This window comes from Bacillus sp. BK450 (assembly GCF_004364885.1).
Lineage (GTDB): Bacteria > Bacillota > Bacilli > Bacillales > Bacillaceae > Bacillus > Bacillus safensis.
On sequence record NZ_SOBQ01000003.1, the window covers coordinates 808,673 to 820,729 of the forward strand.

General features: G+C 40.1%; 17 protein-coding genes and 1 pseudogene. 14 read left to right on the forward strand and 4 right to left on the reverse strand.

Annotated features, from left to right (window positions below):
- Positions 1-90: 90 nt before the first annotated feature.
- The 3 genes and pseudogenes from EV579_RS19420 to EV579_RS13960 form a co-directional block, all read left to right on the forward strand.
- Positions 91-996, forward strand: a pseudogene (locus EV579_RS19420) (HAMP domain-containing protein); the annotation flags it as partial.
- Positions 988-1,941, forward strand: coding sequence for a methyl-accepting chemotaxis protein (locus EV579_RS19425; protein ID WP_373393548.1), 954 nt, complete (start codon positions 988-990; stop codon positions 1,939-1,941). The pseudogene EV579_RS19420 and the gene EV579_RS19425, both read left to right, overlap by 9 nt.
- 90 nt (positions 1,942-2,031) lie before the next feature.
- Positions 2,032-2,556 (forward strand): type 1 glutamine amidotransferase domain-containing protein, encoded by a 525-nt coding sequence (locus EV579_RS13960; RefSeq protein WP_024423278.1) that lies wholly within the window; start codon positions 2,032-2,034, stop codon positions 2,554-2,556.
- A gap of 84 nt (positions 2,557-2,640) precedes the next feature.
- On the opposite strand, the gene EV579_RS13965 is transcribed toward EV579_RS13960, so the two are convergent.
- Positions 2,641-3,633, reverse strand: coding sequence for a Gfo/Idh/MocA family protein (locus EV579_RS13965; RefSeq protein WP_073207209.1), 993 nt, complete (start codon positions 3,631-3,633; stop codon positions 2,641-2,643).
- A 197-nt stretch (positions 3,634-3,830) separates the two neighbouring features.
- Between EV579_RS13965 and EV579_RS13970 the strand changes: the two genes are divergently transcribed.
- The 4 genes from EV579_RS13970 (at position 3,831) to EV579_RS13985 (ending at position 7,039) form a co-directional block, all read left to right on the forward strand.
- Positions 3,831-4,223: a DoxX family protein gene (locus EV579_RS13970; protein WP_034622098.1), complete on the forward strand. Its 393-nt coding sequence runs from the start codon at positions 3,831-3,833 to the stop codon at positions 4,221-4,223.
- 65 nt (positions 4,224-4,288) lie between these two features.
- On the forward strand, positions 4,289-5,431 hold the full coding sequence (locus EV579_RS13975; RefSeq protein WP_024423275.1) for an AI-2E family transporter: 1,143 nt from the start codon (positions 4,289-4,291) through the stop codon (positions 5,429-5,431).
- Positions 5,432-5,558: 127 nt separating this feature from the next.
- Positions 5,559-6,392 (forward strand): undecaprenyl-diphosphate phosphatase, encoded by an 834-nt coding sequence (locus EV579_RS13980; protein ID WP_025094210.1) that lies wholly within the window; start codon positions 5,559-5,561, stop codon positions 6,390-6,392.
- Positions 6,393-6,565: 173 nt separating this feature from the next.
- The gene (locus tag EV579_RS13985; protein ID WP_024423274.1) at positions 6,566-7,039 is read left to right on the forward strand and encodes a hypothetical protein; all 474 of its coding nucleotides are present in this window, start codon (positions 6,566-6,568) and stop codon (positions 7,037-7,039) included.
- A gap of 34 nt (positions 7,040-7,073) precedes the next feature.
- On the opposite strand, the gene bioB is transcribed toward EV579_RS13985, so the two are convergent.
- The 3 genes from bioB to EV579_RS14000 all read right to left on the reverse strand — a co-directional run bounded on the left by bioB (position 7,074) and on the right by EV579_RS14000 (position 9,166).
- Positions 7,074-8,069, reverse strand: a complete 996-nt coding sequence (gene bioB, locus EV579_RS13990) for a biotin synthase BioB (RefSeq protein WP_133744643.1) — start codon at positions 8,067-8,069, stop codon at positions 7,074-7,076.
- Between the two features lie 151 nt (positions 8,070-8,220).
- Positions 8,221-8,571 (reverse strand): hypothetical protein, encoded by a 351-nt coding sequence (locus EV579_RS13995; RefSeq protein ID WP_133744644.1) that lies wholly within the window; start codon positions 8,569-8,571, stop codon positions 8,221-8,223.
- A 217-nt stretch (positions 8,572-8,788) separates the two neighbouring features.
- Complete coding sequence (locus EV579_RS14000) at positions 8,789-9,166, reverse strand: helix-turn-helix domain-containing protein (protein WP_024423272.1); 378 nt, start codon at positions 9,164-9,166, stop codon at positions 8,789-8,791.
- A 166-nt stretch (positions 9,167-9,332) separates the two neighbouring features.
- Between EV579_RS14000 and EV579_RS14005 the strand changes: the two genes are divergently transcribed.
- The 7 genes from EV579_RS14005 to terS all read left to right on the forward strand — a co-directional run bounded on the left by EV579_RS14005 (position 9,333) and on the right by terS (position 12,057).
- A complete protein-coding gene (locus tag EV579_RS14005) occupies positions 9,333-9,590 on the forward strand; it encodes a helix-turn-helix transcriptional regulator (RefSeq protein WP_243837416.1) in 258 nt (85 codons plus the stop codon).
- Positions 9,587-9,739: a hypothetical protein gene (locus EV579_RS19025; protein ID WP_162860191.1), complete on the forward strand. Its 153-nt coding sequence runs from the start codon at positions 9,587-9,589 to the stop codon at positions 9,737-9,739. Before EV579_RS14005 ends, EV579_RS19025 begins: the two co-directional genes overlap by 4 nt.
- Positions 9,717-9,959 carry a hypothetical protein gene (locus tag EV579_RS14010; protein WP_103131536.1) on the forward strand — a complete coding sequence of 81 codons (243 nt, stop codon included), beginning with the start codon at positions 9,717-9,719 and terminating at the stop codon, positions 9,957-9,959. Before EV579_RS19025 ends, EV579_RS14010 begins: the two co-directional genes overlap by 23 nt.
- 50 nt (positions 9,960-10,009) lie before the next feature.
- Positions 10,010-10,411, forward strand: a complete 402-nt coding sequence (locus EV579_RS14015) for a RusA family crossover junction endodeoxyribonuclease (protein WP_133744645.1) — start codon at positions 10,010-10,012, stop codon at positions 10,409-10,411.
- A complete protein-coding gene (locus EV579_RS14020; protein WP_024423268.1) occupies positions 10,408-10,614 on the forward strand; it encodes an XtrA/YqaO family protein in 207 nt (68 codons plus the stop codon). The genes EV579_RS14015 and EV579_RS14020 overlap by 4 nt, the downstream gene beginning before the upstream one ends.
- 127 nt (positions 10,615-10,741) lie before the next feature.
- The gene (locus EV579_RS14025) at positions 10,742-11,260 is read left to right on the forward strand and encodes a sigma-70 family RNA polymerase sigma factor (protein WP_024423267.1); all 519 of its coding nucleotides are present in this window, start codon (positions 10,742-10,744) and stop codon (positions 11,258-11,260) included.
- A gap of 152 nt (positions 11,261-11,412) precedes the next feature.
- A complete protein-coding gene (gene terS / locus EV579_RS14030; RefSeq protein ID WP_024425907.1) occupies positions 11,413-12,057 on the forward strand; it encodes a phage terminase small subunit in 645 nt (214 codons plus the stop codon).

The following is a 12,057-nucleotide window of genomic DNA, read 5'->3' on the forward strand; positions in this document are numbered from 1 at the left end:
TTCTCTTTCTTATTTATTCTTTTATGTCCAATCATCGTATTGGCATTCTCTTCATACCATACGGCAAGCACTTCCTTAAATGATCAAATTATGCAAAGTGCTAAGGAAAACGTAGAGCAGCTAGATAAAAATATTACGAAGGTTGTAAAAGTGAAAACAGACGCAGCCGATTTCTTTAGCAAATGGATCACGGAGAAAAAGCTCAAGCAAAAAGGAACGACCGATATTCAAGAACGCTTTGAGCAGTTCATGAGTATGAATGATGACACAGAAGGCATTTTTGTCGCTTCAAGTGACGGTAAAGTGTTTTCAAGATATCCTAATCAAAAAATGCCTGCCGATTATGTCGCCACTGAGCGTGATTGGTATAAAGACGGCTGGGCGAAAAACGGTGAGCTGTCTGTTTCAGCACCATATCCAACGGCATCAACTGGTACGCTTGTAATCACAATCTCTAAAAAACTAGAGGATGGATCAGGCGTTATTGCGATGAACCTAGACATTGCGAATCTTGTAAAAGAATCAAATAGTATTAATATTGGAAAACAAGGCTATGCCTTTATTTCAAGTCCAGATCGCAAATATGTGGCACATCCAAAGAAAAAAGCTGGAACAACATTATCTGGTGGTGAATGGTTAGAAAAGCTGTATTCACAAGATCAAGGATCTACGAGTTATATGTTTGAAGGAAAAGAAAAGCAAATGGAGTTCACCACAAACAAGGCGACTGGCTGGAAGATTGTCGGGACGATGTTTGTCAGTGAAGTAGAAGAAGCTGCACAGCCAGTCTTTAACATGGCTGCTATTATTTTAACAGGCGCGCTTATCATTGGCGGGATTCTAATTTTCTTTATCATCCGTTCCATTACAAAACCACTTTCCACTCTTGTCTCTTCTTCGAAGAAGATCAGTCAGGGAGATTTGACAGAAAAAATTGATGTCCGCTCAAAAGATGAAATTGGACAGCTTGGCACAAGCTTTAATGAAATGAGTGAGTCCCTAAGAGATGTCATTCAAGCTGTACAAACATCTGTTGAGAATGTCGCTTCATCATCTGAAGAACTGACGGCAAGCGCAGGTCAAACAACAAAAGCAACCGAACATATTACATCATCTATTGAAACATTCTCAAACGGCAACGAAAATCAAAGCGAAATGGTGGAGCAAAGCGCGGCTCATTTAAAACAAATGAATGAGGGTCTGAACGAAGTTGCCGAAACGTCTGATGTCATCACAGCGTCATCTATTCAATCAAAAACAGTTGCGGAAACAGGCGGACAGCTTGTAGAGCAAACTGTTGGCCAAATGAAGACGATTGACCATTCAGTGAAAGAAGCTGAAGGCGTGATCAACGGGCTAGAGCATAAATCAAAAGATATCACAAACATCTTAGGCGTGATTAACGGTATTGCGGATCAAACGAATTTACTTGCACTAAATGCCGCCATTGAAGCAGCACGCGCAGGCGAGTCAGGCAGAGGATTCTCTGTTGTTGCTGAAGAAGTGCGTAAACTAGCGGTTCAATCATCGGATTCAGCAAAAGAGATTGAAAAGCTTGTAAATGAAATCGTCACTGAAATTGAAACATCTCAAAATATGTTCAAAGCAGTGAATGAAGAAGTGAAGAATGGTCTTACAATTACAGATCAAACGAAAGAAAGCTTCTCACAAATAAATGAACAAACAGCGGAAATCGCAGCAAGAATGAATGAAATGAATACAACGGTGCGCGAGCTGTCGAAAGGGTCTGAGCAAATTTCTAAAGCAGTGAATGAAATTGCAGATGTATCAAGAGAGAGTTCAGCAAGTATCCAAGATATCGCAGCATCTGCTGAAGAGCAGCTTGCTTCTATGGAAGAGATTAGTTCTTCATCCACAACTCTTTCCCAAATGGCGGAAGAATTACGTGATTTAATTAAAAAATTCAAGATTAGTGAATAAGGTTAAGTGGTTCTCCTCAAGGGGAACCGCTTTTCTTTTTAACAGGACATCTCGTACAATAGAGGAAATCGAAAGAAGAGGAGAGATAGTATGCGTTTATCAGATAAGAAGGTCATTGCGTTTGTCAGCGATGATTTTGAAGATTTAGAGCTGTGGTATCCGGTTCTGCGATTAAGAGAAGAGGGAGCAACTGTCCATCTTGTAGGTGAAAAAGCAAATCATGAGTACATCGGGAAGTATGGTGTGCCGGCGGTATCCGATGCAGATTTTTATTCCATTCAAGCTGATGATTATGATGCTGTGCTTGTCCCTGGTGGATGGGCGCCTGATAAACTGCGCCGTTATCCAGAAGTATTAGACATCGTCCGTACATTTGATGCGAAGGCAAAACCAATCGGTCAGATTTGTCATGCCGGCTGGGTGCTGATATCAGCAGGAATCCTGAAAGGCAGACAAGTGACAAGTACACCTGGTATTAAAGATGATATGACAAATGCTGGTGCGGACTGGTTCGATGAGGCAGTCGTCACAGATGGCCACCTCATCTCGAGCAGACGCCCGCCTGACCTTCCGCCGTATGTGAAAGCATTTGCGGATGTGTTAGCGGCAAAATAAATAACTGACACAAAACGTAAAAAAACAAAGGGCGAACAAATCAATCATTCGCCCTTTGTTCATCATTTCATGCCCTACCATGCCCTATACATTTTGTCTGTCGGCAGGATACATCACGCCCATTTGTCTTCTCGCTTCGTCCATGACGGACATGGTTTGAACAGATAAGGCAAATGTATTGACCGGAGACTGCCCCATTCCCTGCTGAATACACTCAATAAAATGATTCATTTCATAAGACATAGCTGGCTGATCATCTTTGAGAGAGATGTCAGTTTGATGTCCGTCACGGTCATATATCGTAATTTGTGAAGGACGGTGGAATTGATCAATCACCATCGTAGCATCCTCGCCTTGAATTTCAGCCGATAAATGAGACGTTGAAATTTTAGAATGAAAAAGAAGTGCTTGATGCCCGTCATACTGTAAAAGAACTGAACCGTTCCCATCCACACCAGAAGAAAGTTTATAGCCTCTCGCGGTGATTTGATTCGGCAGACCAAATAAGGATATGACTGGGTAAACGAGGTACACCCCGATATCCATTAAAGAACCATTGGATAGCTCAGGCTTAAAGGCATTTGGAAGCTCGCCGCTTCGATAGGCATCGTATCTTGAAGAATATTTACAGTAATGCGCGACCACTTGCCTGATAGGTCCAAGCTGATCAAGATGCTGTTTGATTTGAAGGAAATTAGGCAGAAATGTCGTTTTCATCGCTTCCATCAAACAAACGTCATGTTTTTTCGCTGCGGCAATCATTTCTTCCACTTCTTTTCGATGAGAGGCGAATGGTTTTTCGCATAAAACATGCTTTTGATGCTCCATCATCAACATGGCTTGCTCTTTATGAAGGGCATTTGGACTCGCAATATACACGGCATCAAACGTATCACTTTCCGCCATTTGTTGTAAGTTCGTAAAAACCGTATCAATCCCATATTTTTCGGCAAAGGCCTGTCCTTTTTCAGCGGACCGTGAATAGACGGCTGTACATGTAAAATCAGCTAGTTCTTCACCAGCTTGTAAGAACCGATCTGTAATCCAGTTCGTTCCGATGACAGCAAATCGAATCATGTGATTCCCTCCTTCTGCTTTTCTCTGATTATACATGCTTTGAAAGCGTTTGTATGAAAGAATATTCTTTTTATTGATAAGCGGATGAAACCTTTATATAGGCTGATGCGTCTTACATAAAGGATATAAATGTACGAAAAGTGGGTAGTTTCTTCCTTCTTCGGGTAATACTCAGGATAGAAGGGAGAGGAGGAAACATGAAGCGCGTCCTGCATATAGGAAGTACATACACCTTTGCGCTTTTATTCATAGCGGCTGGTATTTTTCATGTGATAGAGCCGAGCGGCTTTGCCCGCATGATGCCAGGCTGGCCATTTCCATATGTAATGGTCTATGCGACTGCATGTTTTGAATGGCTGCTGGCCGTGCTGCTGCTTTTGCCAAATGTCAGGATTACAGCGGCAAAATCCATTGCTGTCTATCTTGTACTCATTTTCCCTGCAAACTTATTTGCTGCTCGTGAGGGAATACCATTTCCAGGTCAAGAAAATACAGAACAAGCCTTGCTATGGATAAGGCTTATTGGACAGCCGATTCTCATTGTATGGGTGATGTCTATTGCAAAATGGGAAAAAAAGCTGAAACAATGACCACCATAACATGATCAAGTAGTGTACAATTTACTCATAAAATAGCCCGTGTTTGGAGGAACGATATGAACTCTATGCAAATGTGGAGCAGTCGATTTAGAAAATTTTTTCTTGATAACAAGTTTGTTCTCTTTTTACTCGTCCTGTTATTAATTGGATTGAATATCCTTGTTTTCATGAAAACATCATTTATTTTCACACCGCTCATTGTACTCGTCAAAACCATTGCCTTACCGATTATTTTAACGGGGGTCGTGTATTATTTATTAAATCCAATTGTCAACTTGTTAGAGAAAGCAAGAATCAAGCGGATCTATTCCATTTTGCTTTTATATATTGTCATTATTGGGATTATTACAGTGACCATCGTGTCCATTATTCCTTTTTTACAAGCTCAAACCATGAGCCTATTTCATAATCTTCCGAAATACGTCGATACGGTAGAAGATCAAATTAGACAATTAACAGGAAGTAACTTTATTAATCAAGTGCAAAACTCGATGAACTTTAACGTGTCTGAATTGGTAAGTAAAGCATCTAGTCAAGCGACGAAGATTTTGGAAAGCACCTTTACCGGTGTAGGAACATTCTTAGGGGCGCTCACAGAAGTCATCATCTCGATCGTGACTGTGCCGTTTATTCTGTTTTATCTCTTAAAAGACGGCAAAAAGCTCCCTGACTATCTATTGAAATTTTTCCCAAGTAAAATGAGGGAACATACACATATCATGCTTCACGAAATGAACCACCGTCTGAGCTCGTATATTCGCGGACAGATCATTGTCAGCTTCTGTATCGGTGTTCTTCTGTTAATCGGTTATATGATCATTGGACTTGACTATGCGCTGCTGCTCGCTATCATTGCTGCATGTACAAGCATAGTGCCTTACCTTGGTCCAACAATTGCGATTACACCAGCAATTGTGATTGCACTTGTGACGTCACCAGTAATGCTGTTAAAACTCATTATAGTCTGGACAGTGGTTCAGCTAGTTGAAGGGAAATTCATTTCTCCTCAGGTGATGGGGAAAAACCTTCATATTCATCCCATTACGATTATTTTTGTTATATTAACAGCTGGTAAATTGTTCAACGTGGTCGGCATCATTGTCGCTATTCCGACGTATGCTGTTCTGAAGGTCATCACGACTCACTTATTTGATTGGTTCAAAATGCGGTCCAATTTGTATAAAGAAGAAAAGGTTTGATGTCATAATCTTTTTTTGAAAAAAATATAGTATCATAAAGACGAGCTTTCGATGAAGGAAGCTTGTCTTTATGTGGACATAGATGTTTGGCGTGTTCAAAAGATCAGAATTGAAAGGAAAGAAAATCATGAATCTATGGGATTTATTCGTGGCACTGGTTTTAGGAATTGTCGAAGGATTAACAGAGTACGCACCTGTTTCATCTACAGGTCACATGATCATTGTCGATGATCTTTGGCTAAAATCAAAGGAAATTATTACGCCAGAAGCGGCTAACACATTTAAAGTGGTGATTCAGTTAGGCTCAATTTTAGCTGTTATGATCGTGTTTAAAGATCGTATTTTAAACTTATTGGGCTTAAAGAAAAATATCACCGAAGAGCAAAAGCGCAGCGGGCATAAACTGACCATCGCCCAAATTGCAGTTGGACTTGTTCCAGCCGTCATTTTAGGATTCTTATTTGAAGATTATATTGATAAATACTTATTTGACGTCAGAACGGTCGCTGTCGGTTTGATTTTAGGTGCAGTGCTGATGCTTGTCGCTGACTGGATCAATAAACGAAAAACAGAAACAAGCTCTGTCGATAACATGACGTACAGACAAGCGCTTTATATTGGACTGTTTCAATGTTTAGCATTATGGCCAGGCTTTTCGCGCTCAGGTTCGACGATCGCAGGCGGGGTTATTCTTGGTTTGAATCACCGTGCTGCGGCAGACTTTACATTTATCATGGCGATGCCGATTATGGCAGGAGCAAGCTTGTTAACCCTTGTGAAAAATGCCGAATATTTAACACCAGACATGCTGCCATTCTTTATCGTCGGCTTTGTGAGTGCGTTTGTTGTGGCTCTCTTTGTTGTTCGATTCTTCCTAAAACTGATCAATAAAATCAAACTGGTGCCTTTTGCGATATACCGAATTATCCTAGGTGTGATTTTATTTATCCTGTTCATGTAATACTGCTGTAAACTACTCTTTTATAAGAGTAGTTTTTTTGTTATTTCGCCTAATTAAACAGTAAAAACACCCTCTTAATTGGTAGAATAAGAATTTTTTTCATAAATTAGTGTTTAAGAGACAGATAAAGGGGTAGTACATAAACATACCAATTAAAGGAGGAGTTAGAAATAATGAGAAAAACAAGCAAAATGTTTGTTGGTTCTGTCATCGCTACATCAATGATTGCTGCCCCTCTATCTCTTACGACTTTTGGTCAAACGGCTGAAGCTGCTACAACAACAGGGGTTGATGGAAGTGTCTCTATTGATCCAGTAGCTATTGCCGATAAAATTGAACAAGCAGTAAAGTCATCTCAAAATCGTGATGGATTCGTAAAAAATGCAGCATACAGTGCGTTCTATGAAGCAGGTCAAAACTACAACGTAGTTGTCCAAAACTTAAGCCAAGACCACGACTTTAGCGGTCTGAACAATGTTGTTTACTATGATAGTGTTGAATATGACGGTATTACGTTTGGTATTTGGGTATTTGAAGATGGTACGTTTGTCAATAATGGCGACGGTGGATATATTAACTGGACGTTTGTTGGCAGCTTTGACCGAGAAGATGGAAGCGGAACTGTCGATTTTCATAAAAGATTCTAATCTTAAAAGTCTGCCGGTGAATCGGCAGACTTTTTTATAACGCACATTCTTCTATTTCAAACCCTAAATCTTCAATGATGTGATGATCCATTTGGACTTGCTGGCCTTTTGTTGTTAAATAATCACCAACGAAAATGGAATTTGCCGCATAAAGTGCGAGCGGCTGGAGCGTCCGTAAATTAAATTCTCTGCCCCCGGATACCCGAATTTCCTTTGTTGGATTGACAAATCTCATCATTGCCAGCACTTTCAATGCTTTGATAGGATGTGTTCGTTTTTGATGCTCAAGCGGTGTTCCCTCGATGGCATGAAGAAAGTTGACTGGAATTGAATCCGCATCAAGTGCTCTAAGCGCAAAAGCCATTTCAACGATCTGCTGATTGGTCTCACCCATTCCAATAATGACCCCTGAGCAAGGTGACATGCCAGACTGTTTGACCTGCTCAATGGTCGACACGCGGTCATCGTATGTATGAGTTGTCGTAATTTGAGCATGATGATCATGATGTGTATTGATATTGTGATTATACCGATGAACACCCGCTTCCTTCAGCCGCTTCGCTTTTTCTTCATTTAATAACCCAAGACAGGCACACACCTTCAAAGGCATCGTTTCAGTGATCTCCTTGACTGCTGCTGTGACTTCATCTAATTCCCTATGAGAAGGCGCTCTCCCGCTTGCCACAATACAATAAGTCCCGGCTTTTCTTTTAAGAGCTTCACGCGCACCAGCTACAATGGTCTTTTGATCAAGCATTGTATATCTTTCAACTGGTGCTTTTGAAATCATCGACTGTGAACAATATCCACAGTTCTCAGGGCAATATCCACTTTTCGCGTTAAAAATCATATTTAATTTCACCTTTTTTTGAAAAAAATGAAATCGTACCTGATAGGCTGCTTGCATAATAGATAACAATTCTCTATCGTCAGCTTCTAGAATGTCTAGACCCTCTTGCGCCGTGATCGGTTCATTTTTCAGCGCTTTCTCTACTATCGCTTCCCAAGACAAAGACAGCTGCTCTCTCATCATGAATGCCCCCTTAATATGTTAACTTATTTTTATTAAAAGTTAACATATTGGGCGGATGTTGGCAATCATGATTCAGATGAAACCGACTCTAAACACCAAAAGGCGATGACTTCATGTCATCGCCTTTAGATATGTAAAGCTAGATTGTTTATCGAACAGTAATATAGTTAATCACAAGCTCGCCTAGTGAATTATAGTAGGAAACTGTTACAGAACCGCGTTGTACAGTGCGAATCCAAGTAAAGTTTGGAGCTGTTTGATCTAATTGAATCGCATACGTTGCACCCGACACAGAAATTTGGCTTGCTGGAAGAGAGACGGCGATTGAAGAACCTACAGAAAGTGTACGGTTCACCGTAATTACTTTATTCATAATAGGAGCTTTTGCTATGACTGGTTCTTTTGGCTGTGCAGCTGCATGAGCACCTTCAGTTTGAGAGAACGTAAGAGCACCTACAGCAGCTAAAGACAATGTACAGATTTTCATGAATTTTTTCATCGGTAACACTCCTTTTTTTGGTATATACATATATTAATAATAATAGAATTATTTGTCAATTAATATATATGAAAAAAAGAGTAATTATGGCGAAAATTGTCACATATTTGTTGGAAAAAATATGATTTTTTATTCATATGCTATTTCTTTTTTAAGGGAAAAAGAGGTATAAAAAAAGCTGGGTTCGTCCCAGCGTAAAGCAGATGAAAAGAGATGATCAATGGTCGTCACGCTTTTTTGGCTGACGACCTTTTTGCTTCTCTTTTTCTCTAATGTAGTTAATAAAATCGATGGTTTGTCTTCGTGCTTCTTCGGAAAAATCTGAGGCTGCTTTAAACGCAATTTGCAAATCAGGATCGTCTGCAAGATCGTCATCGGGCCTGCCTTTGTCCTTACCTGTGAGAAGATAATCGGTTGAGACCCCATATAACTCGGCAATTTTCACAATCATTTCACCGTCGGGTTTTCTCAAGCCGTATTCCCAGTTTGCATAAGTGGACATTGCCTTTAATCCGAGTTTTTTAGCAACTGTTGACTTGCTCCATCCATGCTTCTCTCTTAATTCAGTTAGAATCTTCCCAGTCAAATTATCCATCAGAAACACCTTTTTTCTTGTTATGAGTAAATTTTATCATGAATTACACGGAAAAGATAAATAAATACACAAAAAGAATAAAAATGTGATTGACTTACTCGTTTCGTGTATATTATCATAATGAATATAACTTACACATATTGAGTAAGAGGTGGAAAGATGAAACTTGAAAATTTACGAGAAGAGCGCATATTGCAAGGAAAAATACAAACCTAGTATGGCGAAAAAATTGGGATATAAGTACACAAGCGGCTATGCGAATATCGAAATGGGCAGAACGAAGCCTAGCTTAGAAATAGCAAAGCATATTGCAGATCTGCTGAATACCGGGGTTCAAGAGCTTTTTTTTGGCCAAAAGTTACACGAAAAGAGTAATTGTTTAAGAGAAGATCGGTTCTTAGAAAAGGGGAGACGAGCAGAATGAATATTGAACATCCGATGGTGACTCAGATGAGTGACTTTGGTTATCCAAAAAGCTATTGGTTATATGACATGAAACGATATGGATACCAAACAGAAATTGAGGACAGCTTGGAGGGAGCTGAAGAAGATGAGACATCAGCTGACGTTTGATGCTAGAAAAGAAGCGCAGCTTTGTTTAGACCAAGCTGGCGGCTGGATCGCCTTTCATCGTCAGAAACCGATGTTTGTTTTTGCCACAGCAGAAGAGAAAGAGACATATATGACCCTCCTGGAGGCTAAGGTCGATGATACAAAAAAGGAGGAATCAGGGCAACGTGAAACGATGGAAGCAAATCATCACATTTTTGAAATGCTTGCTCAAAGCGAGTAAAAACGAACAAGACATCCGCCAGTGGTCAAAGGATGACGGGAGATCATAACATGGTCATCCATTTAATTATTGAACATGAGCATTTGTTAACAAAAGAGACATTGATGAAAAGAATACAATCAGCTGCAAAAGGGCAATGCCCGCAAAAATTAAAAGGCGCACTATCACTTGAGATTCGTTTATTTGATCACATGCCGTTTGACATAGCTGACTGCCAAAAACAGCGTACATACGCAGAAAAAGGGTTGATACGCCCAGTACACGTCAGCATCTTTCAGCCGAATCTACAGCATATTCAAGAAGCACTTCATTCTATAGCTGATGAAGTCCCTCTGCAGATGGTCGATTTAAGAGTTTCCCAGTTTTATAGTATGTGTCCAAGAGTTGAAATCATTATCAATACGGTAGGTGGTGGCACGAGGCCATCACCAAAAAAGGAGACAAGCATATGAACGAGCCAAAACAACTATTCATTCAAGAAAACCAAACATTTGTCGGTGAGATGGAAAAAGGAAAAATTCAAGTCATCGTGTTAGATGGGAATGTAGGAACGGCTTATAAAATGGATGTACCTGAACATGGAAAAACCATTATTCAAACGGCAAAAGGTCATTTTGCAAGAGTAGACCACGAGATTGGTTTTAAAATCAGTTAACTGACTGAACACATCAAAGCACAATATGTCCAAGACGGAAAGCCTGCGGACACTGATCAAGACCCTGATAAAAGGGGGCCTGATTGGTGTCCGTTTTTTATTTTCTTAAAAAAGGGAGAGAGCCAATATGCAAGATTTACTCATTGAATATAAAAGAGCTTTAAAGAATGCTAGAAAACAATATGAACCATTTAAAGAAAAAGAAGAACATCAGCTGTCCGTTCAAGACAAGCATGATAAAAAAATGATCGCCAGTATGGTAAGCGATCTGGAATACGTAGTAGAATGGCTTCAAATCGGAAGAGAGCCAGGTGCGCGCAGAGGATTAGACAGACGTTCAGTCTATCAGCGTACCATTCTTGCAAATCCAGAAGTGTTAGAGGCTTTATCACATGAATATACCCTTATTCAAGAGAAAGAAAGAGAAGTGAGTGAGAGAGACAAAAGACGAATTGATGAAGCTTTGTCTGTTTTAACAGATCGAGAAAAGGACGTATTCTTTATGCACACAACACAAGGGTTATCGTTTAGCGAGATTGCGGTTATGCTGGATGTCAAAAAAGGAACTGTGCAAAAACATATGGAAAGAGCGCGGACGAAGATGTCCAAAAAAGTACAAGAACGCCTATTCAGAGCTGCTGAATAGGCGTTTTTTCTATCCGAAAATAAATCAGTGAAAGCTTGTCTTACAGTTGCCACCTATAGTTAGAAAGACCAAACGGATGTTTGCTAGCCCTACACAAATGATTCCTTCAGAGGGAATCATTCGAATTAAAAGGAGGCGGCAGGTGAATGTAAATGAAAGATAAACGGATAGAGGCCAAGCAGGATTATATGAAGGGGATGACGTACCAGCAAATTGCTGATCATTACAATGTCTCGATCCATACCGTCAAATCGTGGAAAAGGCGATACGGATGGCAAAGACAAAAAACTTCGTCAAAGCAAGCACACTCGATTTTCAATCAATTTCTTTCAGATGAAACGATTGAAATCATGGAGAAAATGGATGGACGTACATCGCTTGATTTAATCTGGGATCAAATTCAAATTCAATATGCAGCCATTATTCGGGCGCAGCGAATCATGTATGTAGCAGATCAAGAGGACATGATCAAAGAGCTGAAAAAGGCGGCATACATGCCTTCTTCATTAGAAGAAACAGGAGAAGGCATTCAGACAGAACTAGACATCACCTCAGAAGAATATTCGTTTCAATTTTCATGGGATCGGCATGCGACGTTTTTAAATGCACAATCCCGTGCAATGGGTGAACTCAGGCGTTTAATAAAACAGTTTGAAGAGCTCGCACATGCGAAGGATGAACGAAGATTAAGGCTGAAACAAATTGAACTGACGATCGAAAAAACGAAAAAAGCAGTGCGTGAAGAAAAAGAGGAAGATCTTCAAATCATGATCAAGCGAAAAGAGGACGACTCATGA

Excerpts from the sequence above, each read along its gene's own strand:
- EV579_RS14020 (WP_024423268.1), top strand. The coding sequence starts at position 10,408 with ATGAACGAGCCAAAACAACTATTCATTCAAGAAAACCAAACATTTGTC.
- EV579_RS13985 (WP_024423274.1), top strand. The coding sequence starts at position 6,566 with ATGAGAAAAACAAGCAAAATGTTTGTTGGTTCTGTCATCGCTACATCA.
- EV579_RS13995 (WP_133744644.1), bottom strand. The coding sequence starts at position 8,571 with ATGAAAAAATTCATGAAAATCTGTACATTGTCTTTAGCTGCTGTAGGT.
- EV579_RS13965 (WP_073207209.1), bottom strand. The coding sequence starts at position 3,633 with ATGATTCGATTTGCTGTCATCGGAACGAACTGGATTACAGATCGGTTC.
- EV579_RS13980 (WP_025094210.1), top strand. The coding sequence starts at position 5,559 with ATGAATCTATGGGATTTATTCGTGGCACTGGTTTTAGGAATTGTCGAA.
- EV579_RS19025 (WP_162860191.1), top strand. The coding sequence starts at position 9,587 with ATGAATATTGAACATCCGATGGTGACTCAGATGAGTGACTTTGGTTAT.
- EV579_RS19425 (WP_373393548.1), top strand. The coding sequence starts at position 988 with ATGAGTGAGTCCCTAAGAGATGTCATTCAAGCTGTACAAACATCTGTT.
- EV579_RS13975 (WP_024423275.1), top strand. The coding sequence starts at position 4,289 with ATGAACTCTATGCAAATGTGGAGCAGTCGATTTAGAAAATTTTTTCTT.
- bioB (WP_133744643.1), bottom strand. The coding sequence starts at position 8,069 with ATGAGAGAGCAGCTGTCTTTGTCTTGGGAAGCGATAGTAGAGAAAGCG.
- EV579_RS14010 (WP_103131536.1), top strand. The coding sequence starts at position 9,717 with ATGAGACATCAGCTGACGTTTGATGCTAGAAAAGAAGCGCAGCTTTGT.
- EV579_RS13970 (WP_034622098.1), top strand. The coding sequence starts at position 3,831 with ATGAAGCGCGTCCTGCATATAGGAAGTACATACACCTTTGCGCTTTTA.
- EV579_RS14025 (WP_024423267.1), top strand. The coding sequence starts at position 10,742 with ATGCAAGATTTACTCATTGAATATAAAAGAGCTTTAAAGAATGCTAGA.
- EV579_RS14015 (WP_133744645.1), top strand. The coding sequence starts at position 10,010 with ATGGTCATCCATTTAATTATTGAACATGAGCATTTGTTAACAAAAGAG.
- EV579_RS14000 (WP_024423272.1), bottom strand. The coding sequence starts at position 9,166 with ATGGATAATTTGACTGGGAAGATTCTAACTGAATTAAGAGAGAAGCAT.
- EV579_RS13960 (WP_024423278.1), top strand. The coding sequence starts at position 2,032 with ATGCGTTTATCAGATAAGAAGGTCATTGCGTTTGTCAGCGATGATTTT.
- terS (WP_024425907.1), top strand. The coding sequence starts at position 11,413 with ATGAAAGATAAACGGATAGAGGCCAAGCAGGATTATATGAAGGGGATG.